Source organism: Tundrisphaera macrotermitis (genome assembly GCF_051175315.1).
GTDB lineage: Bacteria > Planctomycetota > Planctomycetia > Isosphaerales > Isosphaeraceae > Tundrisphaera.
In genome coordinates, this window is the sequence record NZ_CP195100.1 from 3,798,008 (window position 1) to 3,822,127 (window position 24,120).

Here is a 24,120-nt window from a genome sequence, read left to right on the forward strand (position 1 = left end):
GAAGGTGTCATGGTGCCGATCACCCCGGCCAGGACCCATCCTCCAGGAGTCTCGCCGTGCTGCCCCGCGTGCTCGAAACCGAGGTGATGGACAAGCCCGAGGAGGCGCGCGACTACGACGCGATGGACCATTCGGCCGTGAACTCGCGGTTCATCGCCGACTTCCTCGCCGCGCACGGCCCGATGCGAGGCGGGGAGGTGCTCGACGTCGGGACCGGGCCGGCCCGGCTGCCGATCCTGCTCTGTCGGGCCGATCGCAACGCCCGCGTGCTGGGCGTCGACCTCTCCGGGCCGATGCTCGACCTTGCACGCCGCAATGTGTCCGACGCCAATCTGGCCGATCGCATCCGGTTCGCGCGGGGCGACGCCAAGTCGTTGCCCTTCCCGGACAGGCGGTTCGAGGGGGTCATCTCCAACACGATCGTCCACCATATCCCCGAGCCGGCCCCGGCCCTGATCGAGATGGTGAGGCTGGTCGCGCCGGGCGGGACGCTCCTGATCCGCGACCTGGCCCGTCCCGATGATGAAGACGAGCTGGACGCCCTCGTCGAGAGGCACGCCGCCGGGGAAACCCTGGCCGCGAAGGCCCTGTTCCGCGACTCCCTCCGCGCGGCGCTCACGCTCGACGAGGTCCGCGACATCGTCGATGCCCTCGAACTGCCGGGGGGGGAGGTGGCCATGACTTCGGACCGGCACTGGACCTGGACCTGGCGTCGTCCGACTTGAAGGACGGATCATGGCCGGAACCCAGCCCAGTCCCGCGGACCCGACCGACGTCGCCTTCCCCTCTGGTGACGGGTCCGCTCTCCGGGCCTGGCACTGGACCCATCCCGCCCCCCGGGCCATCCTGACCATCTCGCACGGCCTCGGCGAGCACGGCGGGAGCTATCGCCAGGTCGCCGAGATGATCGCGACGAGGAGCCAGGTCGACGTCCTGGCCTTCGACTATCGCGGCCACGGGCGAAGCGCGGGGCCCCGCGGGGTCGTCCGGACCTATCAGGATCTGGAGGCAGACCTCCTGGCCGCCCTCGGCCGGGCGGCCGAACTTCGACCCGGGATCCCCCGCTTCCTGCTCGGGCACTCGAACGGCGGGCTGGTCGCCGCCCGGGTCGTCGCGGACGGGGATCGGGGCCTGGCCGGGCTGATCCTCTCCAATCCCGCGCTCCGGCTCGCGACGCGGGTCCCACGGTGGAAGAAGACCGTGGGACGCATCCTCTCCCGCCTGGCGCCCAACGCGACGCTCTCCACGGGGCTGCGCGAGTTGAGCAACACCCAGGATCCGGCCATGATCGCGGCGATGGCCGCCGACCCGCTGCGCCACGGGCGAATCGGCCCCTCGTTCTTCTTCGGGATGATCGAGGCCGGGACCGGCATGCTGGGCCGGGCCGATCAGATCAGATTGCCCACCCTGATGATCCTGGGAGGGGCCGACCCGATCATCGACCCTGCGGCGAGCCGGGCGTTCTTCAATCAGTTGGGCTCGTCGGACAAGACGCTGCAGATCGAGCCCGAGATGCGTCACGAGCCCTTCAACGAGATCGGCAGGGAGCGTGTCGTGGCCGACGTGGCGGCCTGGATCGAGGCCCGGGTGTGAACCGGGCCGCGACCGGCGTCGAAGGTCGGGGGCCGAGGGGCGATGGCCCCCGGCCCGGGCGATCAACCGTGGGCGAGGCCGAGCGGGGAATCGGGGGCCAATCGGTGGCGACCGTGGCCTTCCTCCCCATGCTCCATGCCTTCCCGGATAGCCTCCATCGGCTGGACCCCCTCGCCCATCTCCTCGACGAGCTTGCCGCCGAGCCATGCGGCATAGAGCGACGCCCCGCCGCCGGCCACGCCGAGCAAACGGGCCCCGAGGCCGGTCGGGCGCCCGGCGGCCCGGTCTCGGCTCCTCAGGATGTAACTGGCCGCGACAAGGCTGACGGCGACGGCATTGGTCAGGCCGTGGGCCGTGGCCACCTCGTGGCTCGGGCGGTCCTGGGGGATGTGGCTATAATCGCGGAGGCCGGTCACCACCGCGCCGGCGGCGCCGACGAGGCCGACCGCCATGCTGATGCTGGCCGCGTCGTCGAATTCATCCCGGCCCGTGGCGACGGCCAGCCCATCGCACACGTTGCTGACCGTCCAGGCGCCCAGGGGGACGGTGACGATGGCCGGGTGCGGGCTGTGGCCCATCAGCTGATGGACCGCGTCGATGGCAAGCTCGATCGGATTGCTCATGATGTCATCCTCGGGAACGGTCGGATCCCGCCGCCGAGGGCGGTCGCGGCGGGCCTTTCGATTTTCCAGCAAGCGAACGCCATGCCGGTGGCACGCGGGATGCGGCTGATGGCCTCCGTCAGGCCGGCCATCCCGGGCCATCGAGTTTTCCTGTTCATGGAGGCGGCGCCTCGTGTTCCCACCCTTGCGATTGAAGGCCGCGTGGAACTTCGGCGGGCTCAGCGCGCGCGAGCTGATGATTCGAACCTGGCAGAAGATCAATCAGAACGAGATCCAGACGCGCGCGGCCGGGGTGGCCTTCTATGCCATGCTGGCGCTCGTCCCGTTCATCGGCCTCGTCCTGGCCCTGGCCGTCCAGCTCCTGCCGGACCTGACCGGGGGCTCGGAGGCGGCCAGCGGGGTGGCGAACCTCACGGTCGAAGAGCTTCAAAATCGGCTCAAGCAGTCCTTCCCGGATGAAGCCTCGTCCGTCATGGTCGAGCAGATCACGCGACTCCAGAAGGAGCCGCCCGTCGGGCTGTTGTCCATCGGCCTGGCCATCACCCTCTGGCTGGCATCGAGCCTGTTCGTGGCGGTCATCGACGCCATGAATCGCATCTATGGGATCAAGGAGCGTCGGAACATCATCAAGCTCCGGATCATCGCGATCATCATGACGCTGATCCAGGCGTTGATCCTGGTCGGATCGCTGGTGGTCATCGTCGGCGGCCCGATGATCCTGAAATGGCTCGGATTGTCGGAAATCCAGGCGAATATCGCCACCGTCGTCCAGTATCTCGTGGTCGAATTGATGGTGCTGATGAGCTTCGCGCTGGCGTTCTACGTCGCCCCGGATTCGGACCAGAGGTGGGAGTGGATCACCCCCGGGAGCATCCTGGGGAGCCTGGCCTTCATCGGCGTCACCCTCCTGTTCCGGCTCTACGTGGAGCACTTCGCCGACTACGACAAGGCGTATGGTCCGCTGGGCGGCGTGATGGTCCTCTTGTTCTGGTTCTGGATCTCCAGCCTCGTGCTTCTGACGGCCGGCCAGATCAACAAGATCATCGAGGACGCGTCCCCGCTCGGCAAGAACTTCGGCCAGCGGTCGAACCCCACCGAGCCGCCCGACTTCACCAAGATGGAGCCGGTGCCCGCGAACCCCTGATCCGTCAACGAGAGGCCCCGCCTCGCAGGGCCTCCTCGATCGTCGGCCGCGCCAGGTCCGGGAACAGGGCGGACAGTCGCGACGTATCGAGCGACACGTCGGCGGGGCGAGGCTCCGCCGCCGGGGCGTCGGCCCGGAGCCCCGGCCTGACCAGCTCGGGGTCGATCGACAGGGCGGAGGCGGCCCTGCGCATCAGGTCGAACCGGCTGACACGCTCCGCCCCCGCGACGTGGATGACCCCGGTGGCCGCCGAACCCGCCAGTCGGGCGAGGATCGCCCCGGCTGTCCCCAGGTCGAGCGGGGTCCGGTGTTCATCGGCGAAGAACGACTGCGGCGTGCCGGCCCGGAGCGCCGAGATGGCCCGGTCGAAGAAGTAGGGACGGCCGCAACGCGACGGCCCATAGAGCAGGCTGACGCGGGCGACCAGCCCGTGGGATGTTCCCAGGATCGCCGCCTCGGCCTCGGCCTTGGTGCAACCATACGCAAGGACCGGCCCGGTCGGGTCGTCCTCGCGATTCCAGGCGCGGGAGCCATCGAAAACCAGGTCGGTGGAGGTGAAGACCACCCGGCGTCCGCGATCGGCACACCAGAGGGCGATCCGCCGGGTCGCCTCAACATTCACGGCGCGGGCCGTCTCCGGGTCGCGCCTCACCGCCTCGGCGGCGCTGAGGGCCGCGAGATGGAGCACGACGTCCGGCGCGGCCTCATCCAGGGAACGGACGATCGAAGCCGGATCGCGCAGGTCGATCGGGGCGAGGTCCAGGCCGTCCCGACGAGCCGATTCCGACCCACTCCAGCCGACGACCTCATGCCCTTCCGCCCGGAGGGGACCGATCACGTAGGCCCCCAACTGCCCGCTCGCGCCCGTCACCAGCACCCGCATCGTCATCGCCCCCCGTCGGAACTTCGCCAGGCCGCGTGACGAGTCTAACCCTCAGCGTCGAGCCCCGACAATCGAAGCGTAATTGATGTCCGCCGGAATGGTCGTCCGATGATGGGGGAGGATGGACCCTGGGGGCGATGACGCCGACGGAGGCGAGGATGGAGATTCGCGATGTTCCGGTCGAAGACCTGGTGCTCGACCCCAATCTGAACCTCCGTGACCGGCTCGACGAGTTCGCCGTCGAACGATACGCCGATGCCTGGGAACGGATGCCCCCGGTGACGGTCTTCGAGGTCGAGGGGCAATGGCTCCTGGCCGACGGGTTCCATCGCCACGCCGCCGCCATGAGGTTGTCGCGGCGGACGATCCCGGCCGAAGTCCGCGAAGGCACGATGGCCGATGCCCTCGACTTCGTGTCCGGGATCAATGCCTTCCACGGCCTCCCCTGGACCCGCGCCGAGCGGAGGAGGGCGGTCGAGGTGAAGATCCGGCTCCACCCCGACTGGTCCGACCGGCGACTCGCCGAGGACCTGGGGGCGGGGCGCGACCTCGTCGGCCGGGTCCGCAAGAACCTGGTCGACTCCGGCCAGCTCGCCGCCTCGGCCTCGCGGGTCGGCGCCGACGGCAAGGTCTACCCGGCCACGAGCCTGCCTCGCGACCCCAACGAGCACCTGCCGCGCGACCGGATGGGCGGCGGCCAGGAAGACCCACGCGATCGCGGCCGGAGCGAGGCCGATCCGATCGGCTGGGACGACACCGTCGACCCGATGCCCCCCGTGAACCAGGACGGCCCCGGATCCTATCCCGCCCCCCCCTGGGACACCGCCGATGCCAAGGTGATGGCGCTGGCCCCGCCCGTGGCCACCGCCGCGCCGAGCATCGAGGAGATGCTCAACCTGATGACCAACCAGGTCAACGAGGTCATCGCCTGGACCCAGTCCGAAGGCTTCGCCGAGGCGTACCGCACGGCCGGGCCGAACGCCCGCACCCTGTTCCAGACCTCCGCGCTCAAGCTGGCCGCGCAGGCCGACCTGCTCCGCAAAGGATAATGGCCCCTGGATTGCAGGCGGGGATGGGGAACGACGCCCACGCCTCACCGCGATCGAGGAGCCCGGAGATGAGCAAGCTCGGCAAATTCCACCTGCCCGAGAATCCCACCAAGGCGGCCACGTCCCTGTTCGAGGAGTTCAAGGGGTTCGCCTTCAAAGGGAACGTGGTCGACCTGGCCGTCGGCGTAATCATCGGCGGGGCGTTCGGGACGATCGTCAAGTCGCTCGTCGATAACATCCTGATGCCGGTCGTCTCGATCCTGACTCCGGGCACCGCCAAGTATCAGGATTGGACCGTCATGCTGAGGGGCAAGCCGATCCACTTCGGCCTGTTCCTCGCCGATATCGTCAACTTCCTGATCGTGGCCGCCGCCCTGTTCTTCTTCATCGTCAAGTTCCTGGGCTTCATCATGAGGACGAAGAAGGAAGAGGTCGTGGCCACGCCCGCCCTGACCAAGGACCAGGAACTGCTGATCGAAATCCGGGACCTCCTCCGGGATCGCGGCTCAGAGCAGGTCGCACAGCACCGTGTCGGCCAGGAATAGGCCGTCGCGGGTCAACCGGACGCGGTGGCCATCGTCTTCGAGCAGCCCGTTCCCGACATGCCGGGGCAGGGCGGGACCGGCCAGCGCATCGAAATCGATCCCGGTGCGTCGGAGGAAGTCGGGACGCTCGATCCCCGTGCGGACCCGGCGGAGCATCAGCACGGCCGTCTCGCGGGCCCGGGCCTCGGCGTCGAGGGTCTCGGTCGGCCCGATCATGGGCAACCCTTCTTCGATCCGCTTGAGATAGGCGGTCATGTCGCGGGTGTTCGACGACCGGACCCCGCCGACATAGCGGGCTGCGCCCAGGCCGACCCCGAAATAGGCATCATTGGCCCAGTAGACCAGGTTATGCCGGGATTCGTGGCCCGGCCGGGCGAAGTTCGAAATCTCGTACATCGACAACCCGGCGGCGGCGAGGCGGTCGATGGTGTGGTCGTACATCGCCCGCTCGACCTCCTCATCCACCTCGCGGACCAGCCCCGCCGCCTGCTGCTTCCACAGGGCGGTCCCCTTCTCGAAGACCAGCCCGTAGCAGGACAGGTGCGACGGGCCGAGTTCGAGGGCCCGGTCCAGGTCGGCCGCCCAGTCGGCCGGCGTCGAACCCGGCACGCCGAAGATCAGGTCGAAGGACCAGAACGGGAATCGGGGGCGGATCAGGTCGAGGGCGCGGGGGACCTCCTCGGGGTCGTGGTTCCGTTCGAGGACCCGCAGCGATTCGGGCCGGAACGACTGCGCCCCCAGGCTGACGCGGTTCACACCGCCGGCCGCGAGGACGTCCGCCTTCTCGGCATCCAGGGTGCCGGGGTTGGCCTCCACGGTCCATTCCCCGCCATCGGAGAGGCGAAACTGGCGACGCACCATCGCCAACATGCGTTTGAGCTGCCGGGCATCGAGCCGGGTCGGGGTGCCGCCGCCGACGAAGATGGTGTCGACGTCCTGGGGAGGCCCGATCGCGTCGAGTTCGCGTCCCAGGGCATCGAGGTAGCGATCGGCCAGGTGGTCGGAACCGGCCAGCGAGGCGAAGTCGCAATACCCGCACTTGTGGGCGCAAAATGGGATGTGGACGTAGGCGGCACGCGGCCAGATCCACGGGTCGGCCCCCGGACCCGGCCTCATACGACGGCTTCGAGAAAGCGGATCTCGGGGACGTGGGCCTTGAGGGTCGCCTCGATCCCCATGACCCACGTCATGACCGACGAGGGGCAAGACTGGCAGGCGCCGACCATCCGGACCTGGACGATCCGGTCGGGATCCACGCCGACCACCTCGACGTCCCCGCCGTCGGCATGGAGGCCGGGCCGAACATGCGCGTCGAGCGCGGCCTCGATCCGCCCTCGCAAGTCGTCATCGCCCATCGGATCAATATCCCCCGCCGTACCCGCCGCCGCCACCATACCCCCCGCCTCCGCCGCCACCATATCCGCCGCCACCGCCGCCACCATACCCGCCGCCGCCGTAGCCACCACCACCACCGCCGTACCCGCCGCGAGGTCCACCGCCGCCGCCGGGCGTGCGCGGCTTGGCCTCATTGACGTTGAGCCGGCGGCCGCCGTGCTCGGTGCCATCCAGCTGCTCGATGGCGGTGTTGGCCTCCGCATCGTCGTCCATCTCGACGAAACCGAAGCCTCGGCTGCGGTTCGTCTCGCGATCGATGAGCACCTGGGCCGATCGCACGATACCGTACTGCTCGAAGAGCTCCTGGAGATCTTCGGAGGTCACGGAGTAAGACAGGTTGCCGACATAGAGCCGTTTCGCCATCGCTTTCGCCCTGCTTCTTCTCGGCCGATCGGCCACGTCTTTCGTGCGGCGTGGCCCGGGATCTGGTCCCCTCATCTTATCGCGTCCCGAGGGCAGCCGACAACCGAACACCAGGCCGACCCCGGGCGGATTTCCGGGGCGGGCGTGATCGCTTGACCAAAATCCAGATCTGGACGTAGAATCAAGCGTATTCGAGCGGCACCACCCGCGGGTTGTCATCCCATCTTCATCGACCCAGGCCCCGTCCCGGGACGGGTTGGCCCTCGACCGCACGCCCCGCCGGAGTCGCGTCCATGAAATCCTGGATCCTGTTGATCGTGGTCGTCGCCGGGATCTCCGCGGCCGCGACCGTCGCGGTCCCGCTGCTGACGGCCGATGCCGGCCTCCGCAAGCCCGGGATCGCCGCCCCTTCGTCCCGCCCGGATGGCCCCGCACCCGCCCTGAATGTCGATGGGAGCCTGACCCACAACTTCGGGCACATGGCCCAGAATCAGGACGGAAAACATACCTGGGTCTTCCGCAACGACGGGCCCGGGCCGCTGGAACTCCGGACCCTGTCCTCGACCTGCTCGTGCACGCTCGCCCAGCTCGGCAAGAACTCCGAGAAGTTCATCATCATCGAGCCCGGCCAGTCCGGCCCGATCGACCTGACCTGGCAGACCAAGCAGAACAACGGCTCGTATCGGCAGTCGGCCACGATCGGCACCAACGACCCGAATCGGCCCGAGATCGTCCTGACCGTGGAAGGCACGGTCCAGCCGGCGATCGTCACCGTACCCGGGGAATCCTCGATCAACTTCGGCAGCGTCAGCAACGAGCAGCCGCACACCAATCGGGTCGCCCTGTTCTCCGGCGACCGCCCCGACTTCAAGATCGTCCGGCTGGTGTCGTCGAACCCGGATCGGCTCAAGGTCGAGGCCGGCGCCCTGAGCAAGGAAGAATGCGAGACCCTGAAGGCGACGGCGGGGCATTCGGTCCAGGTGACCCTCCTGCCGACCCCGCACCTGGGCGCATTCGCCGAGGAGATCATGATCGAGACCGACCATCCGCTCCGGAAGGAGGTCCGATTCACGGTCCTGGGGAAGACCGAGGGGCCGATCATCGTCACCCCGGCCAGCGGCGCGATCCTGCACAATGCCACCACGCGCGACGGCGGCTCGATCGACCTGACGCTCTGGTGCCGCGGTCAATCCCAGACCAAATTCACCGTCGCCAAGAAGCCCGATCACGTCGGCGTGGCGATCGAGCCGGTCGGCCAGGCCGAGACCGGCAAGAACTCCAAATACCGGATGACCGTCTCGGTCGAGCCCTCCTCCCCGGCGGGCAAGATCAAGGGCGAGATCGTCCTTTCCACCGACAATCCCAACGCTTCCGAGGTCAAGGTCCCCGTCGACATCCTGGTGCGGTCGTCCAACTGACCGCCCGGATCTCGCACCGATCGGGGCGGGACGTCCGTTCCGCGGCGCGGGCAGGATGCCCCGCCCTCCGCCCCCCTCGCCCCCGGAAAGGATGACGATGACGCATTCCTCGATCCGGCCCGTGGCCGCCGTCGGCCTGGTGGCGGCGGTCCTCCTCTACGTCGGCTGCACCCGACGGGACGCGTCCCCCGACCCCGCCGGCTCGCCGACCACGACTGCCACCGAATCCGAAGCGAAGCCCGGCGGGCCGACCAAGCAACTCGCCGACTGGTGGTCGCCCCAGCCGGCCTGCATCATCCTGATCTCCGGCGAGCAGGACGGCTATCTCCAGCCCTGCGGCTGCACCGACGGCCAGCAAGGCGGCCTGGGCCGGCGCTACGACCTCCTCGACAAGCTCCACGCCCAGCACTGGCCGGTCGCCTCGATCGACCTGGGCAACCTGATCCACAACCCCGGCAGCGCCCGGGGCGGATTCGAGCAGGAGAAGGTCAAGTTCGGCATCGCCCTGAAGGCCCTCGCGTCGATGAAGTACGACGCCGTGGCCCTCGGCCCCGAGGACCTGAAGCTCGGCGTGATGGAACTGCTCGGCCAGCTCCTCAACACCAAGGAGCCCCGGTTCCTGGCGGCCAACGTCAAGCCGGCCGAAGGGTTCGAAGAGACGATCCGCGACGTGTCGTTCGCCGAGGCCGGCCCGGTAAAGCTGGGCATCACCGCCGTCCTCGACCCGGCCGCCTTCGCCGCCTTGCCCGACCCCGACAAGGAGGGACTGCTCACCCTCAAGCCCCCCGACGAGGTCCTGCCCGCCGTCCTCGACCGGCTGACCAAGGAGTCGCAGGTCCGCATCCTCCTGGTCCAGGGGCCGCCCGAGGAGGCCAAACGCCTGGGCGAGAAGTTCCCGGGCTTCGACATCGTCGTCTCCACCTCGAAGTTCGTCGACCCGATCGACACCAAGCCGACGATGCTCAACGACGGCAAGACCATGCTGATCGAGGTCGGCAAGAAGGGGAAATATGTCGGTTTGGTCGGCGTCTTCCCCGACTCGACGCCCCGATTCAAGTACCACCGCCAGGCCCTCGGCAACCGCTACCGCGAGGCCGAGCCGATGCGGGCCCTGATCGACGAGGAGTACCAGAGCGTGCTCCGCTCGGTCGGCGTGGTCGAGAACTTCCCGCGCCGCCCCAACGTGGAAGCCCCGACGGGCGCCTCCTATGTCGGGGCCGAGAGCTGCAAGACGTGCCATCCCAACACGTTCAGCAAGTGGGCCGCGTCCAAGCATGCCCATGCCTACGAAGCCCTGCTCAAGAACCCGAAGCGGAACCGCGAGTTCGATGCCGAGTGCATCAGCTGCCACACCACCGGCTTCGGCTTCAACACCGGCTGGGTTTCGGCCGACGCGACGCCCCTGCTGAAGGGGAATCAGTGCGAGAATTGCCACGGGCCGGCCTCGTTCCACATCGCCGAGCCCGACAATCCCGCCTACCGCAAGCCGATGGCCCGGACCGCCGAGTCGGCCGACCGCAACGGCCTGTGCATCCGCTGCCACGATGAGGACAACGACCACAACTTCACCTTCGGCGGCCGCTACCCGGTCATCGCCCACAAGGGCCTCGACAAGTACGACGACCCCAAGGTGCACCAGGGCGTCGCCCCGGCCGCCGCCAAGACGGCCGACGCACCGGCCCAGCCCGCACGCTGACCCGACCGTACCGGAAAGGAATTCCCGATGCCCGACGCCGCCGTCGCCGAAGTCGCCGCCCCCGCCGGGTCGAAGCTCGACCGCTTCGTGGCCAAGTATCGCAAGGATCACCAGCACCCGGTCAATCACTTCCTCCACGTCGGCGTGGGCTGGCCGATGTGCGCCGCGGCGGTCTTGCTGCTGCCATTCCACCCGCTCTGGTCGGTGGGGTTGGTGCTGGGCGCCTACTTCTTCATGTTCTCCGGCCACTTCCTGTTCGAGCGCAACCAGCCGACGATCCTGAAGCACCCGAGCACGCCGTTCGTGATGGCCTGGGCGGTGATCCGCGGCCTCGGCGGCGGCATCGCCCGCCTGGCGACCGGGTCGCGATCGCGGTAAGCTATCGAGGCCCGAACGGGCGACGTTCTCCGAAGATCCATGAAGGGAAGACGATGGCCGACGCGATCACGTACGACGACTTCGCCAAGATTGAACTCCGGGTCGCGAAGGTCCTGGAAGCCCGCCCGCACCCCAACGCCGACAAGCTGATGCTCCTGCTGGTGGACATCGGCGAGGAGTCCCCCAAGCAGATCGTGGCCGGCATCCGCCTCCATTACACGCCCGAGCAGCTCGTGGGCAAGTCGATCATCATCGTCAACAACCTCGCCCCCGCCATGCTCCGCGGCGAGGCCTCCAACGGCATGCTCCTGGCCGCCTCCTCCGAGGCCAAGGTCATCCTCCTGACCGTCGACGACCCGGAATGCGTCCCGGGGGCGAAGATCAAGTAAGACCCGGCCGAAGCCTTGCTACTCGGATGCTCGGCCGCTCCTGAGACAATGGCGGCCGCGCATCGAGTCGGGGCGAATCCATGCTACTGAAACGAATGCCTTTTAAAAGTCGAACTGGTCGATGTTGTCCCTGGTGAAGGCGAACGGCTTCCCCAGAAGGATGTTGTCTCCGGCAATGGCGACGGTGCCGAGGCGGCCGGCCGTGATCTCGGTCGAGCCGGGCTTGAGCGTCCCGGCGTGGACGGCCTGCGCGGCGTGGACGGCGAGGTAGCCGAGGTCGGCCGTCTTCCAGAGGATCAGGCAGTCGGTGATCCCGGCGTGGACGTAGGGCTTGTTGTCGTTGGGCAGGCCGAGGCCGACGACCTTCACGTCATCACGCCGGGCCTGCTTGATCGCCTCTGCGGCGCCGGGGACGGCGGGCGTGCAGATGGCCATGATCAGCTTGATGTCCGGGTTGGCGCTGAGCAGGGTGTTGGTCTCGTCGAACGCCTTCTTCTGGAGGTCGTCGCAGGGGCGGAGGGCGGCCATCGTGATCTCGGGATATTTCGCGGCGCGGCGGGCCTCGATCGCCTTCTGCCAGGTGATCATGTTCGAGGCGGTGAGATTGGCGGTGATGATGGCGAACTGGCCCTTGTTGCCCAGCACCCGCGCGGCATTGTCCATCAGGGCGTCGCCGATCCCCTCGGGCGTGGCCTGATTGACGAAGAAGTCGCGCGCCGAGGGGTCGGCGTCGGCGTCCCAGGTGACGACCTTGATCCCCTTCGCCCGGGCCTTGCTGAGGACCGAGGAGATCCCCTCGCGGTTCTCGACCGCCACGGCGATCACGTCCACGCCCCGGGTGATCCAGGCGTCGATGACCTCGTTCTGCTTGGCCGGGTCCGGCTCGGTCGGCCCGTCCCAGATCAGGTCGATGTCCAGCTCCTTCGCGGCCTCCTCGGCCCCCTTGCGGCACGCGATGAAGTAGGCATTCCCCTTGCTCTTGGGCATCATCGCCACGGTCAGGCGCTTGCCGGAGGCCGTGGGGTTCGCGGGGTTCGAGCCGACCCGGTCGGCCGTCGCGGCCGGCATCGAAGTCTGATGGGTCGACTGGATCAGGTAGACGTTGGTCGCGGCGACCAGCAGGCCGGCCGCCAGGATCGCCAGGCAGAGCGCGGCGACTTGCCCGTTCTTCACGATGAACTCCTCGGAATCGTGGTCAGGATCGGGGAGGGGGGCACGGGCGCGGGAGGGGCGACGGTCCAGGCCGATCGCGACCAGCAGAAGGGCACCGGTCAGGATGCCGGCGAACTCGGCGGGCAGGGCGGCCAGGCGGAGGCCGTTCTGCATCAGGGCGATGGCGATCACCCCCAGCAGGGTGCCGAAGATGCTCCCCCGGCCGCCGAAGATCGACGTCCCGCCCAGCACGACGGCGGTGATCGCCGACAGTTCATAGCCGGTCCCGGCGTCGGCCTTGGCCTGGCCCAAGCGGGACACATAAAGGATCGCGGCCAGCCCGGAGGTCAGGCCCGACAGGACGTAGGTCAGCGCGATCCGCCGATCGACGGGGAGCCCGGCATAACGAGCCCCGTCCGGAGAGAAGCCGATCGCCACCCAGGATCGCCCCACCGTCGAGCGGTGGAGCAAAACCCAGTAAGCCAGAACCACCGCCACGAAGATCGGCAACTGGGCCGGGATGCCGCCGGGCCCGTAGCCCTGGCCCAGGAACAGGAACGAATCGGGGAACTGGGTGACGTTATCGGTCCCGCCGGTGAGCCCTTCGGCCAGGCCCCGGAACAGGGAAAACGAACCCAAGGTCACGATCAGGGGCGGGATCCGCAACCGGGTGATGAGCCAGCCGTTGAGGCCCCCGGCCAGGCCGGACATCCCCACCGCCAGGAGGGCGGCCACCGGGATCGGCACGCCGAGGTCGCGCCAGAGGAGGCCGAATACGATCGCCGCCAGGCCCATGAGCGAGCCGACGGACAGGTCGATCCCGCCGCCGATGATGACCGGCGTCAGGGATACGGCGAGCAAGGCCACCTCGACATTGAGCCGGGCGATCTCGAAGCCATTGCGGGCGGTGAGGAAGTTGGTCCCGATGGCGCCAAACGCCAGGATTTCCAGGCCGATCAGGGCGATCAGGATCAGTCGGGCCGGTTGCACGTCAGCGCCTCCCCCGGGCCAGGCCGTCCGAGGCGACGGCCAAGAGGATGATGAGCCCCTGGATCGCCTTCTCCCACTCGGGGCGGGTGCCCAGGAACACCAGGGCCGCCGAGATCGAGCCCAGCAGGGCCACGCCGATCAGGGTCCCGGCCAAAGTCCCGCGCCCGCCCGCGATCGCCACCCCGCCGACCACCGCCGAGGCGATGACCTGCATCTCCAGCCCCGAGCCGGTCCGGGGGTCGACGCTCGGCAACTGGACGACCATCAGGAGCGCGGCCAGCCCGGCCAGCGCCCCCATCGCGGCGAACGCCCAGAAGGTGACCAGCCTCGGCCGGATGCCCGCCAGGCGTGCCGCCTCGGGGTCGGACCCGGTCGCATAGATCGCCCGGCCCGCCGCCAGGTAGCGCATCCCCCAGCCCGCCGCCACGAAAACGACGGCCGCCGCCGCGACCACGCACCACTGCCCGGAGGTCTGACCCAGCCCGAGCCACTGGAATGTCGCGGGCAAGCCGTCCACGAACGCCCCCTCGCGGGAGAAGCGGACGCCTTCGCGGAGGATCACCAGGGTGGCCAGCGTCACCACGATCGACGGCAACCCCAGCCCGGCGACCAGCAGGCCGTTGACCGCGCCCAGGAGCCCCCCGGTCAGGATGGTGCCCAGTCCCACCAACGGCATCGGCACCCCGGCGCGGGCAAGCAGTCCGGCGGCGATGCCGCAGGCGCCGACCTGCGATCCGACCGACAGGTCGATGTGCCGGCAGAGGATGACTAGCGTCATCCCGACCGTGGCCACCAGCACCGGGGCATTCTTCACGACCAGGTCGCGCAAGGGGGTGGGGCCGAAGAACCCGGGCGTCCGCCAGGCCAGCACGAGCAGGATCAGGACATAGGCGAGCAGGACCGAAAGCTCGCGACGATAGCGGCCGAAGCTCACGACGCCACCGCCGATTCCACCCGCCCCAGCGCCAGGTCCAGGATGGCCTCCGGGGTCGCTCCGTCGCGGCCGAGGATGCCGACCAGCCGTCCTCCGTGCATCACGCCGATCCGGTCGCTCATGCCGAGGACCTCGGGCAGTTCCGACGAGATCATCAGGATCGCCATCCCCTTCGCGGCCAGCTCGCCCATCAGGCGATGGATCTCGGCCTTGGCCCCCACGTCCACCCCCTGCGTCGGCTCGTCCAGGATCATCACGCTCGGCCCCGCCGCCAGCCAGCGGGCCAGGGCCACCTTCTGCTGATTGCCGCCCGACAGGTTCGCCACCGGGACGTCGATCGACGCCGCCTTGATCCCGAGCTGATCGACCAGCCCGAAGGCCACGCCCCGCTCATGCTCGAAGTCCAGGAAGCCGAACCGGGAAACCCATCGCAGCGTGGCCAGGGTGCAGTTGGCGGCCACGCTCATCTCGGGGATCACCCCGTGGTGGCGGCGATCCTCGGGGACGTAGGCGATCCCCAGATTCGCGGCCTCGCCCGGCGACTCGATCGCCACCTCGGATCCGCGCAGGGCGATCGTGCCCGAGTCGGCCGGGGTGATCCCGAACAGGACGCGGGCCAGTTCGGTCCGCCCCGCGCCGATCAGCCCGGCCAGGCCGAAGATCTCGCCGGCCCGCACCTCGAAGGAGACGTCGTCCACGCCGGACTCGCGGCAGGTGAGCCCCTCGACCCGGAGGACCTCCTCGCCGATCGGGACCGCAGTCTTGGGGAAGACGGACGACAGCTCGCGGCCGACCATCATGCGGATCAGTTCGTTCCGATCGGTCTGGCCCATCGGCCGCGTCCCGACCAGGGTGCCGTCCCGTAGCGCGGTGACGCGGTCGGCGATCCGGGGCAACTCTTCGAGCCGGTGCGAGATATAGATGACCCCGACGCCCCGGGCCTTCATCTCCCCGATCACGCGGAACAAACGCTCGACCTCGCGGTCGGTCAGGGACGCCGTGGGCTCGTCCATGATCACGATCTTCGCCTCGGCGCCGACCGCCCGCGCGATCTCGACGAGCTGCTGCTCGGGCATCGACAGCCGGCCGGCCTCGACACCCGGGTCGATCTCGGCCCCGACTCGTTCGAGGAGGAGCCGGGCCCGCTCGCGGCGATGCTTCCAGCGGACGACCCGCCACGGGCCGCCCGCCTCCAGTCCGATCGCCAGGTTCTCGGCGACGGTCAGGTCGGGGAACAGGGCCGGCTGCTGGTAGATGGCCGCGATCCCCAGGCGCCTGGCCAGGACCGGGTCGTTCGCCTCGACCGGCTCGCCCCGCACGGCCATCGTCCCGGCATCGGGCCGGTGGGCCCCGGTGATGACCTTGATCAACGTCGACTTCCCGGCGCCGTTCTCGCCCACCAGGGCATGGACCTCGCCCGCCCGCAGGTCGAACGAGACCCCCTTGAGGGCCCGGACCCCGGCGAACGATTTGACGATGCCGGTCATTTCGAGGAGCGTATCCGCCACGCGCGTCACCCCCGGGCCGCGAGCACGTCGCGCTCGTACGCCTTGACCTCCGCCAGCCACGCCGGGCCAACCGGGACGTCGTTCCGCAGGCAATACTGGTCCCACACGGCGGCGAACGGGAGCATCCGGGCCTCCTCCATCAAGGCGAGCCGGGCCGTCAGGTCGCCATCGTCCTCGCGACGGCGGAGGGTGGCGGTCGGCTCCAGGAGAGCGATCAGGATCGCCTTGAGCAGGTTCCGCGAGCCGATGACCCAGGCGGCCAGCCGGTTGATGCTGGCATCGAAGAAGTCGAGTCCGAACCGGACCCGGTCGAGGTAGCCGCCCCGGACCGTCTCCTGGGCGATCGCCAGCAACTCGTCGGTCAGGGTCACGACGTGATCGCTATCCCACCGCACGCCTCGGCTGACGTGGAGGAGGATCTCGTCGAGCCATTCCAGGACCGCCGAGATCTTGTCGGAGATCACCTCGGTCGGGTGGAAGTGCCCCGCGTCGAGGCAGAGCAGCGTCGAGCGGGTGATGGCATAGCCCAGGTAGAACTCGTGCGAGCCGACGACATACGCCTCCGACCCGAGGCCGAACAGCTTGCTCTCCACGGCGTCCCGGTTCCACTCGGGCAGGATCGGCTCGGCCAGGATTTCGTCGAGCGATTCGCGAAGCCGTTCCCGCGGCCCCCGGCGATCCACGGGCGTGTCCTTGGACCCGTCGGGGATCCAGATGTTCGTGATGCACGCCGAGCCGCGGGATTCGCCGATCGCGGCGCCGATCTTCCGGCACGCCTTGCCGTGATCGACCCAGAACCGGCGGACTCCCGGATCCGGATGGGCCAGGGTATACCCGTCGGCAGCCAGGGGGTGGGCGAAGAAGGTCGGGTTGAAGTCCATCCCCAACCCACGGTCGCCCGCCCAGTCGATCCACCTTCGGAAATGCTCCGGGGCCAACGCGTCGCGCTCGACGCGGCGGCCGCCTGTCTCGGCGTAGCTGGCGTGGAGGTTGAGCCGGTGCGTCCCGGGAATGAGCGAAAACGTCCTGTCGAGGTCGGCCCGCAGTTCGTCGGCGGTGCGGGCCTTGCCGGGATGATTCCCGGTCACGGCGAGGCCGCCGCCGATCGCCTCGCCGGACGCCTCGAAGCCGCCGACGTCGTCCCCCTGCCAGCAGTGCAGGGAGATGGCCACCCGCGAGAGTCGATCGAGGGCGGCCTCGACGTCGACATCGATCTCCGCATATCGTTCCCGCGCCGCCTCGTAGGCGAGCTCTACCTGACGCGTCGCGGTCGCCATCGGACGCCTCGCCCCGTTCCCATCATCGTGAATTGCCTGCCGGATCGGCGCCTAGTTTACGTCATGACTTCGCGGCATGCGAGGCCCCGGCGGGCCGCCCGACCGCCGACGGCCACGCGCGACGACCGGCCCGCCATCACACATCGAAGGAGATGGATCGTTCCGCTTCAATCCCGGTCCGGATGTCCCGGACCACCGCCGTGGCCGTATGGCGGCCGGGGCGGGGCTGGGCGATGGGATGGACATGATAATGGTCGACGAGGCCCGTCCCGTTGGGCCGCTTCTTCGCGACGAGGGCCGGGGCGACCACCTCCCCATCCACGGCGAGGCTCTCCAACTCGGCCAGCGGTCGGGACGGCATCCCCGGGCCGGTGTTCTCCCAGGCGCAGCGGACCCGGATCGCGAACCCGATGTCGGGCCGGGCCGCTTCGAAGGCATCGCCGGGCGCGACCGCGACCAGGGAAACGAGCGGACGACGGATCTCGGGGTTGTCCCACCACTTCCATCGGGCCTCGTCGCGGCGAACGACCTCCAGGACCTCCGGCGAGCCGCCGTGCATCCAGGTCTTGAAGCCGCTGACCGCGTCGTGGCGGACGGCCACCACGCGATCTTCGCGGAGCGCCTCGATCCAGCCGTCCCAGGTCGGTTCGCTGGCGAGGAACAAGGTCCGGAAGCCGGTGGTCATGTCGGCGAACCACCAGGGCTCGTCGCCGTGGGCATCCTGGAGGGCGACGAACGGGATCCGGCCTCGGTAGCGGAGCAGGAACGGTTCGGTGTTGGTGAAGTCCGGGTTGCCGAAGTGGAAGGTGCTGATCGCCGCGTAGCCGCCCCTTTCCCGCGAATCGTCGAGGAAGATCCGCACCAGTTCCTCGTTCTCGCCGAACTGCCAGACCAGCCGCCCGCCCGCCCGTTGCAGGGGTTCGAGCCGCTTCGCCCGGAATTTCGGCCAGGACCAGACCCCGCGATCGCCCAGCGACGGCCCAAAGTCGATCCCGGCCGGCGCCATCACGTCGCTGGTGTGGCTGTAGGTCCCCAGCCCGGGCATGTCGACCCAGGTGCCATACTCCTCGTTGGAGACAAAAAATTGGACGGGGACCCGGTCGCGGTCGGCGATCGCCTGGGCCCGTTCCACCCACCCCGGTTCGGGGTTCTTGGCCCCCCAGAGGTGGATCTTCAACGCCCCGGCCAGCGTCACCGCATCGGCCGGGCTGCCCTGCCCGTGGGCTTCGATCTGGGCGCTGAAGACCTTCAAGCCGGGTGGAAGGGGCTTCGATCGCGGCCTGTTCCGGCCGATCGGTGGCCGATCCGTTTCCAACTTGCCCAGGGCCGCGAGGGCGTCGAGGGCCTGATAGGTCGCCGATGGGTTGCTGGGCCATCCGGGACGATCCCCGGCCCCGCCGTCGTCGTTCCAGAGCGAGGCGAGGTAGGCCAGGCACTGCTGCGGATCGGCCGGGGCCGCGTTCAGGAGGTGGAGGGCGCGGACGGCCGCCCTGGTATAGGCCCCATCGTCGACGCCACCGATGTCGGCGCCGGGGCGGTAGGTGAATCCGCCGCCCGGCAGTTGGCAGGCGCGGAGCCAGGCGACGGTCTCATCACGCTTCTCGGCCGACCGGCCCAGGATGCGGAGGGCCCGGAGGCCCCACCAGGTGTTCATCACATGCCCATCGCCGCCGTCGGACGCGGGCGTGTTGTTGAAGCTGCCATTCTCGCGGCGCCGGGCATCGAGATAGGGGACGAATGCCGGCGTCAGCTCGTCGATCGGCAGCCCGAGCAATTCGCGGCAGGTGAACGCCGTGAGTTGGGAACGGAAGACGGGATAGCGGTGTTTCTCGTACTGGGGCAGATACGGCTTCGGGCGGGTCCATCCCCGGACCTGATCGCGGAAGGACGAGGCATCCGCGCCGAGCCAGGCCAGGGCCTGGATCTGCAGGTAGGTGAATTCGCGACGCTCCTGTTCGAGCTTCTTCAATCGCTCGGGGTGATGGGTGCGGACGAACTCCGCCAGCGCGTCGCGGTCGGGAGGATCGACCCCGAGGAGGTGGTGGATACCGATCGCGGCGAAGGTCGGCGTCAGGTGGGCCTCCGCCTGCGAGTCCCAGGCATAGCCCCCGCCCGGCCGGGCCAGGGTCGCCAGGTAGGCCGAGATCCCGGCCACCCATCCGGAGCGGGCCTCGTCGCCCCGCGCCCGGACGGGCCATGGCAGGCCCGCCGCGATCTCGGCCGCCGCGATCGCCTTGAGCCAGGATCGTCGGTTCATGTCCGTCCGCCCGTCGAGCCCGCCCGCCATCACTCCGCCTCCGACTTGGCCCGGGCCTTTTTGGTCGCGGGGCGTTCCCGCACCGGCCAGATCTCGGATTCGACGCGGGCCGTCTTGAGGAACGCCCGGAACTTCTCGACGAGGTCCGGGTGCTGCGACGCCACATCGCGCGCCTCGCCGACATCCGCCTTCAGGTCATAAAGTTCGATGGGTCCGTTTCGGCCGACCTTCACCGCCTTCCAATCGCCGATCCGGGCCGCCTGATCGAACCCACGCTCGTGGAACTCCCAGTAGAGGGGCGGGTGGTCGACCGGCTTGTTGTCGAGCAGGGCCGGCAGGATCGAGATGCCGTCGATCCCCGCCGGGGCGGTCTGCCCGGTGAGGTCGGCGAGGGTGGGTAGGATGTCCCAGAAGGCCCAGACCTGCTCGCTGACGACGCCCGGCTTGATCCGGCCCGGCCAGCGGGCGACCACCGGGGTCCGGATGCCCCCTTCGTACATGTCGCGCTTGCGGCCGCGCAACGGGCCGGAGTGGTCGAACAACTCGTCGTTGTAGGCCGCCCCGTTGTCGCTGGCGAACATCACCAGGGTCCGATCATCGATCCCGAGTTCCTTGACCAACGCCATCAGCCGCCCGACGTCGCCGTCCATGCGGGTGATCATGGCGGCCAGCTTCTTGAGGTCGTCGGGCCAGGATTCGTCGGCATACGGCCCGAGGTCGGGCACCTGGAGCTTGGAGTGGGGGATCGTGAACGAGAGGTCGAGGAAGAACGGCCGATCCTTGTTGGACCGGATGAAGTCGAGGGCATCGGCGGCCATGAGGTCGTGCGAGTAGGCCTTGCCGTCGAGCATGACCTTCTGCGTGTCGCGCCAGAGGTATTCGGGATAATATTCGTGGGCCATCCTCTGGCAGTTGTAGCCGAAGAAGTGGTCGAACCCCATCTTCTCGGGCGTGCTCGCCGACCCGGGGTGGCCCAGCCCCCACTTGCCGATCAGCCCGGTGGTGTATCCAGCCTTCTTCATCAGGTGGGCGACGGTGAAGGTGTCGCCCGGCATCGGCGTCTGGCCTTCGGGCTTCACCTCCAGGTTGCCCCGGATAAACGCGTGGCCGTTGTGCTTGCCCGTCATCAGCGAGCAGCGGGACGGCGCGCACACGGTGGCGCCGGCATAGGCGTGGGTGAATTTGATCCCCTCGGTGGCCAGGCGATCGATGTTCGGCGTCTTGATGTGTTTCTGGCCGAAGCAGCCGAGGTCGCCATAGCCCAGATCGTCCGCGAGGATCAGGATCACATTCGGCCGGGACGGCTCGGCGGCCATCGTGCGGGGGGCCAGCAAGGCGCAGGCGAGGAGGGCGGCCAACGTGGGGGCGAACGAGCGCAGAGGTCCCGGCGTCATGAGGGGTGGATCCTTTCTCCGCGCCGGGCAGCGATGGCGACCCCCGCCCGCGCCCGGCTCCCCGGCTACGGTAATGGCCCCCACCGTGTTCCGCCAGGGCCGGTCACCGCGGCGATAGCAAACCATCGGCCTGGCCCGCGGGCTCGGGCCGTCCGTTCTGTCCGAGCCAGCGTCCCCTTGCGCGGGTCGACGACTCTCCTGGAACGACCCGTCGGGAACCCGCCTTGAGCATTCCTCGCTGGTTCGCCGGCCTCCTCGCCGCGATCGGATTCGCGTATCCCGCCCTCGCCGGGCCGATGGTCCGCATCGACTTCCGGGGAGGGACCTGGATGTCGGTCGACGTCGCGCCGGATGGCCGACGGCTGGTCTTCTCCGGCTTGCCGACAGGATCCGTCCGGTCCAGATCGACGGCCGGTCGGGGAGCCGAGGCCTACGACCGGCGATCCGGGATCAAATCGTGGGAAAGGGCCTCCTCTCCGTGTAGGGTGAGGCGGCCCACCCTGCAAGACGTCGTCCGGGGGCGGCCCGATCGGCCCGCCCTCGGATCCCACCCGGAGGAGAGTTCATGCGCCTCAGCCTCGTGTTTCTCGCGTTGATGACGGTCGGGACCGCCCGGTCCGAGGAGTTCAAGGTCGGCGCGGCGACGGTGGACATCACCCCGCCGATCGGCACGCCGATGGCGGGATATTATTCCGAACGGCTGTCCCAGGGGGTGCACGACCCGCTCTACGCCAAGGCGATCGTCCTGGAACGCGACGGCAAGAAGGCGGCGATGGTCTCGCTGGATCTCATCAGCACGCCCCGGAAGCTGGTCGAGCTGACCCGGGCCGCGATCGAGGCCCAGGGGAAGGTCCCGGGCGACGCCGTGATGATCTCGGCCACGCACGCCCACACCGGCCCGGACCTCCAGGGGTGGGGGGCCTACGGCGAGGCCTATACCGGCCGGAACGAGCTGGCCGTGAACTATTCCGCGGCGCTCCCCGGCAAGATCGCCGAGTGCGTCCGGAAGGCCGACGCGGCGCTCCGGCCGGCGCGGGTGGCGACGGCCCGGGGCCAGGAGACGGCGATCAGCTTCAATCGCCGCTTTCACATGACCGACGGGTCGGTCGGATGGAACCCCGGCAAGCTGAACCCCCGGATCCTCAAGCCGGCAGGCACGATCGACCCGGACGTGGCCGTCGTCTACTTCGAGTCCGCCGACCAGGACCGCGCCCCGCTGGCCACCTACGTCAACCACGCCGTCCACCTGGACAATGTGGGCGGGGCCGAGTTCTCGGGCGACATGCCGGCCACCGTCGCCGACCTGCTCGGGCGATTCAAGGGCCCGGAGATGGTCACGGTCTACACCTCGGGCTGCTGCGGCGACATCAACCACATCAACGTGAACTGGGGTGACCCCCAGAAGGGGCACGAGAACGCCGCCCGGATGGGGGTGATCCTCTCGGCCGAGGTCCTGCGGGCCTGGCCCCGGCTCGCCCCCGAAACGGCCGGCTCCCTGCGGGTCGAGCGGGTCAAGGTCAAGCTCCCATCGGCCCCGATCACCCCGGCCGACGTCGAGGCGTCCAAAGCGGCCATCGCCAACGTCGTCGCCAAGGGGAAGCCGCAGCCCTTCCTGGAGGTGGTCAAGGCGTTCCAGGTGGCCGACGTCGCCGAGCAGAAAGGCGAGCCGGTCGAGGTCGAGGTCCAGGCCATCACGCTGGGGGACAAGCTCGCCTGGGTCTCCCTGCCCGGCGAGATCTTCGTCGAGCTGGGGCTGGCCATCAAGCAGGACTCGCCGTTCCGGGACACCATCATCGCCGAGTTGGCCAACGGCGCGATCGGCTACATCCCGTCCCGCCGGGCCTTCGGCCAGGGGAACTACGAGGTCGTCAGCTCGCGGGTCGCGGCCGGGTCGGGCGAGATGCTCGTGGACGCGGCGGTGACCCTCCTCAAGAAGATGCACCGCGAGGCCACCGCCGTCGCGGCCCCCTGACGATCGTAGAGATTCGGGCATCGCCCCCGATTCCTGCTTGCGGGGGCCGGGGGCGCCCGCTACCTTGAGCGACCAGACCTCCCCGCCGGGCCTCCCCGCCCCCGACGAACCCGCCGACCACCCCCGACCCGCCGGTCGCCCCGAGGAATTCGAATCATGGAGACATCAGGCCGGAGCCCCTCCACACCCGGGCATGTCGATCGCCGAGGCTTCCTGACGGGCATGGGCGCCGCCGCCGGCGTCCTGGCCTCCGCCGGCATCGGCCAGGCCCAGCCGCCCCCCGGGCGGAAGCGGGTCCTCCGCGTGGCCCACCTCACCGACATCCACGTCCAGCCCGAACGCCACGCGCCCGAAGGGATGACCGCCTGCCTTCACCACGTCCAGTCGCTGGCCGACAAGCCCGACCTGATCCTGACCGGCGGCGACCACGTGATGGACAGCGCCCGGCAGAAGCGCGACCGGACCAAGCTGCAGTGGGACGTGTTCCAGAAGGTCATCAAGGGGGAGAACTCGATCCCGCTCCGCTCCTGCATCGGCAACCACGACATCTGGGGATGGGAGCGGGAGAAGAGCCTGGCCACCGGCAATGAGCCCGATTACGGCAAGAACTGGGCCCTGGAACACCTCGGCCTGGACCGGCGCTATGACAGCTTCGACCGCGCCGGATGGCACTTCATCGCGCTGGACGGCGTCCAGCCGGCCGGACCCAAGAAGGAAGGGTCGCACTCAGCCTACCTGGACGAGGAGCAGCTCGACTGGTTCCGCCGCGAACTGGCGTCCGTCCCGAAGACCACCCCGATCCTGATCTGGTCGCACGTCCCGATCGTCTCGGCCCTGCCGATCACCAACCCCCGCGACCCGCTGGGGAACATCGTGATCGAGGAGGGTCACGTCCACTCCGATGCGGCGGTCCTGGTGAACCTGATGGCCGAGCACCCCAACGTCAAGGCCTGCCTGAGCGGCCACCTGCATCAGGTCGAGCACGTCGAGATCAAGGGGATCCACTTCCATTGCAACGGGGCCGTGTGCGGCTCGTGGTGGAAGGGCAAGAATCGCGGATTCGCCGAGGGCTATGCCCTGGTGGACCTCTACGACGACGGCTCCCACGAGTGCACCTACACCCCCTATGGCTGGGTGGCCGACCCCGCCTGACCAATCCC

22 protein-coding genes are annotated in these 24,120 nt (G+C 69.1%); 11 read left to right on the top strand and 11 right to left on the bottom strand.

The features are described 5' to 3' along the window. Positions 1-56: 56 nt before the first annotated feature. Together TA3x_RS15295 and TA3x_RS15300 are read left to right on the top strand one after the other, a co-directional pair. Positions 57-725, top strand: coding sequence for a class I SAM-dependent methyltransferase (locus tag TA3x_RS15295; protein ID WP_435015519.1), 669 nt, complete (start codon positions 57-59; stop codon positions 723-725). Positions 726-735: 10 nt separating this feature from the next. Beyond that, complete coding sequence (locus tag TA3x_RS15300) at positions 736-1,593, top strand: alpha/beta hydrolase (RefSeq protein WP_435015520.1); 858 nt, start codon at positions 736-738, stop codon at positions 1,591-1,593. Positions 1,594-1,655: 62 nt separating this feature from the next. Here the strand turns inward: TA3x_RS15300 and TA3x_RS15305 are convergent, their stop codons facing one another. Beyond that, a complete protein-coding gene (locus tag TA3x_RS15305) occupies positions 1,656-2,216 on the bottom strand; it encodes a DUF2231 domain-containing protein (RefSeq protein ID WP_435015521.1) in 561 nt (186 codons plus the stop codon). 172 nt (positions 2,217-2,388) lie between these two features. Here TA3x_RS15305 and TA3x_RS15310 point away from each other — a divergent pair, with 172 nt between their 5' ends. Continuing rightward, entirely contained in the window at positions 2,389-3,360 is a 972-nt protein-coding gene (locus tag TA3x_RS15310; protein WP_435015522.1) for a YihY/virulence factor BrkB family protein, read from the top strand. A 4-nt stretch (positions 3,361-3,364) separates the two neighbouring features. On the opposite strand, the gene TA3x_RS15315 is transcribed toward TA3x_RS15310, so the two are convergent. Beyond that, positions 3,365-4,249 (bottom strand): SDR family oxidoreductase, encoded by an 885-nt coding sequence (locus TA3x_RS15315; protein WP_435015523.1) that lies wholly within the window; start codon positions 4,247-4,249, stop codon positions 3,365-3,367. A gap of 152 nt (positions 4,250-4,401) precedes the next feature. Here TA3x_RS15315 and TA3x_RS15320 point away from each other — a divergent pair, with 152 nt between their 5' ends. Both TA3x_RS15320 and mscL read left to right on the top strand, forming a co-directional pair. Further along, positions 4,402-5,292 carry a ParB/RepB/Spo0J family partition protein gene (locus TA3x_RS15320; RefSeq protein WP_435015524.1) on the top strand — a complete coding sequence of 297 codons (891 nt, stop codon included), beginning with the start codon at positions 4,402-4,404 and terminating at the stop codon, positions 5,290-5,292. A gap of 68 nt (positions 5,293-5,360) precedes the next feature. Continuing rightward, positions 5,361-5,837, top strand: coding sequence for a large conductance mechanosensitive channel protein MscL (gene mscL / locus TA3x_RS15325; RefSeq protein ID WP_435015525.1), 477 nt, complete (start codon positions 5,361-5,363; stop codon positions 5,835-5,837). On the opposite strand, the gene hemW is transcribed toward mscL, so the two are convergent. Genes hemW through TA3x_RS15340 form a run of 3 tightly spaced genes read right to left on the bottom strand, consistent with a single transcriptional unit; the run spans position 5,799 to position 7,595 of the window. Continuing rightward, positions 5,799-6,953, bottom strand: a complete 1,155-nt coding sequence (gene hemW / locus TA3x_RS15330; RefSeq protein ID WP_435015526.1) for a radical SAM family heme chaperone HemW — start codon at positions 6,951-6,953, stop codon at positions 5,799-5,801. The two genes, mscL and hemW, sit on opposite strands and share 39 nt — an antisense overlap. Continuing rightward, entirely contained in the window at positions 6,950-7,192 is a 243-nt protein-coding gene (locus TA3x_RS15335; RefSeq protein WP_435015527.1) for a NifU family protein, read from the bottom strand. The genes hemW and TA3x_RS15335 overlap by 4 nt, the downstream gene beginning before the upstream one ends. A gap of 4 nt (positions 7,193-7,196) precedes the next feature. Next, positions 7,197-7,595, bottom strand: a complete 399-nt coding sequence (locus TA3x_RS15340; protein WP_435015528.1) for an RNA recognition motif domain-containing protein — start codon at positions 7,593-7,595, stop codon at positions 7,197-7,199. 293 nt (positions 7,596-7,888) lie between these two features. Between TA3x_RS15340 and TA3x_RS15345 the strand changes: the two genes are divergently transcribed. From TA3x_RS15345 to metG, 4 genes are all read left to right on the top strand, one after another. Further along, the gene (locus TA3x_RS15345; RefSeq protein WP_435015529.1) at positions 7,889-9,013 is read left to right on the top strand and encodes a DUF1573 domain-containing protein; all 1,125 of its coding nucleotides are present in this window, start codon (positions 7,889-7,891) and stop codon (positions 9,011-9,013) included. A gap of 97 nt (positions 9,014-9,110) precedes the next feature. Beyond that, complete coding sequence (locus TA3x_RS15350; RefSeq protein ID WP_435015530.1) at positions 9,111-10,709, top strand: multiheme c-type cytochrome; 1,599 nt, start codon at positions 9,111-9,113, stop codon at positions 10,707-10,709. Between the two features lie 27 nt (positions 10,710-10,736). Beyond that, positions 10,737-11,087: an Mpo1-like protein gene (locus TA3x_RS15355; RefSeq protein ID WP_435015531.1), complete on the top strand. Its 351-nt coding sequence runs from the start codon at positions 10,737-10,739 to the stop codon at positions 11,085-11,087. A 35-nt stretch (positions 11,088-11,122) separates the two neighbouring features. Further along, positions 11,123-11,476, top strand: coding sequence for a methionine--tRNA ligase subunit beta (metG, locus tag TA3x_RS15360; RefSeq protein WP_435022372.1), 354 nt, complete (start codon positions 11,123-11,125; stop codon positions 11,474-11,476). Positions 11,477-11,578: 102 nt separating this feature from the next. Here the strand turns inward: metG and TA3x_RS15365 are convergent, their stop codons facing one another. The 6 genes from TA3x_RS15365 to TA3x_RS15390 form a co-directional block, all read right to left on the bottom strand. Then, positions 11,579-13,618 (bottom strand): substrate-binding domain-containing protein, encoded by a 2,040-nt coding sequence (locus TA3x_RS15365; protein WP_435015532.1) that lies wholly within the window; start codon positions 13,616-13,618, stop codon positions 11,579-11,581. Position 13,619: 1 nt separating this feature from the next. Beyond that, positions 13,620-14,552 carry an ABC transporter permease gene (locus tag TA3x_RS15370; protein WP_435015533.1) on the bottom strand — a complete coding sequence of 311 codons (933 nt, stop codon included), beginning with the start codon at positions 14,550-14,552 and terminating at the stop codon, positions 13,620-13,622. Then, complete coding sequence (locus TA3x_RS15375) at positions 14,549-16,060, bottom strand: sugar ABC transporter ATP-binding protein (protein WP_435015534.1); 1,512 nt, start codon at positions 16,058-16,060, stop codon at positions 14,549-14,551. The genes TA3x_RS15370 and TA3x_RS15375 overlap by 4 nt, the downstream gene beginning before the upstream one ends. 5 nt (positions 16,061-16,065) lie before the next feature. Then, on the bottom strand, positions 16,066-17,337 hold the full coding sequence (locus TA3x_RS15380) for an L-rhamnose isomerase (protein WP_435015535.1): 1,272 nt from the start codon (positions 17,335-17,337) through the stop codon (positions 16,066-16,068). Between the two features lie 136 nt (positions 17,338-17,473). Beyond that, positions 17,474-19,594, bottom strand: coding sequence for a prenyltransferase/squalene oxidase repeat-containing protein (locus TA3x_RS15385; protein ID WP_435015536.1), 2,121 nt, complete (start codon positions 19,592-19,594; stop codon positions 17,474-17,476). Between the two features lie 29 nt (positions 19,595-19,623). Beyond that, positions 19,624-20,988, bottom strand: coding sequence for an arylsulfatase (locus TA3x_RS15390; protein WP_435015537.1), 1,365 nt, complete (start codon positions 20,986-20,988; stop codon positions 19,624-19,626). Between the two features lie 565 nt (positions 20,989-21,553). Between TA3x_RS15390 and TA3x_RS15395 the strand changes: the two genes are divergently transcribed. Then, entirely contained in the window at positions 21,554-22,960 is a 1,407-nt protein-coding gene (locus tag TA3x_RS15395) for a neutral/alkaline non-lysosomal ceramidase N-terminal domain-containing protein (RefSeq protein ID WP_435015538.1), read from the top strand. A 156-nt stretch (positions 22,961-23,116) separates the two neighbouring features. Beyond that, the gene (locus tag TA3x_RS15400; RefSeq protein ID WP_435015539.1) at positions 23,117-24,112 is read left to right on the top strand and encodes a metallophosphoesterase family protein; all 996 of its coding nucleotides are present in this window, start codon (positions 23,117-23,119) and stop codon (positions 24,110-24,112) included. Positions 24,113-24,120 lie beyond the last annotated feature (8 nt).

Excerpts from the sequence above, each read along its gene's own strand:
- TA3x_RS15400 (WP_435015539.1), top strand. The coding sequence starts at position 23,117 with ATGGAGACATCAGGCCGGAGCCCCTCCACACCCGGGCATGTCGATCGC.
- TA3x_RS15315 (WP_435015523.1), bottom strand. The coding sequence starts at position 4,249 with ATGACGATGCGGGTGCTGGTGACGGGCGCGAGCGGGCAGTTGGGGGCC.
- TA3x_RS15335 (WP_435015527.1), bottom strand. The coding sequence starts at position 7,192 with ATGGGCGATGACGACTTGCGAGGGCGGATCGAGGCCGCGCTCGACGCG.
- TA3x_RS15305 (WP_435015521.1), bottom strand. The coding sequence starts at position 2,216 with ATGAGCAATCCGATCGAGCTTGCCATCGACGCGGTCCATCAGCTGATG.
- TA3x_RS15395 (WP_435015538.1), top strand. The coding sequence starts at position 21,554 with ATGCGCCTCAGCCTCGTGTTTCTCGCGTTGATGACGGTCGGGACCGCC.
- TA3x_RS15355 (WP_435015531.1), top strand. The coding sequence starts at position 10,737 with ATGCCCGACGCCGCCGTCGCCGAAGTCGCCGCCCCCGCCGGGTCGAAG.
- TA3x_RS15345 (WP_435015529.1), top strand. The coding sequence starts at position 7,889 with ATGAAATCCTGGATCCTGTTGATCGTGGTCGTCGCCGGGATCTCCGCG.
- TA3x_RS15385 (WP_435015536.1), bottom strand. The coding sequence starts at position 19,594 with ATGAACCGACGATCCTGGCTCAAGGCGATCGCGGCGGCCGAGATCGCG.
- TA3x_RS15350 (WP_435015530.1), top strand. The coding sequence starts at position 9,111 with ATGACGCATTCCTCGATCCGGCCCGTGGCCGCCGTCGGCCTGGTGGCG.
- hemW (WP_435015526.1), bottom strand. The coding sequence starts at position 6,953 with ATGAGGCCGGGTCCGGGGGCCGACCCGTGGATCTGGCCGCGTGCCGCC.
- TA3x_RS15320 (WP_435015524.1), top strand. The coding sequence starts at position 4,402 with ATGGAGATTCGCGATGTTCCGGTCGAAGACCTGGTGCTCGACCCCAAT.
- mscL (WP_435015525.1), top strand. The coding sequence starts at position 5,361 with ATGAGCAAGCTCGGCAAATTCCACCTGCCCGAGAATCCCACCAAGGCG.
- TA3x_RS15340 (WP_435015528.1), bottom strand. The coding sequence starts at position 7,595 with ATGGCGAAACGGCTCTATGTCGGCAACCTGTCTTACTCCGTGACCTCC.
- TA3x_RS15390 (WP_435015537.1), bottom strand. The coding sequence starts at position 20,988 with ATGACGCCGGGACCTCTGCGCTCGTTCGCCCCCACGTTGGCCGCCCTC.
- TA3x_RS15300 (WP_435015520.1), top strand. The coding sequence starts at position 736 with ATGGCCGGAACCCAGCCCAGTCCCGCGGACCCGACCGACGTCGCCTTC.
- TA3x_RS15380 (WP_435015535.1), bottom strand. The coding sequence starts at position 17,337 with ATGGCGACCGCGACGCGTCAGGTAGAGCTCGCCTACGAGGCGGCGCGG.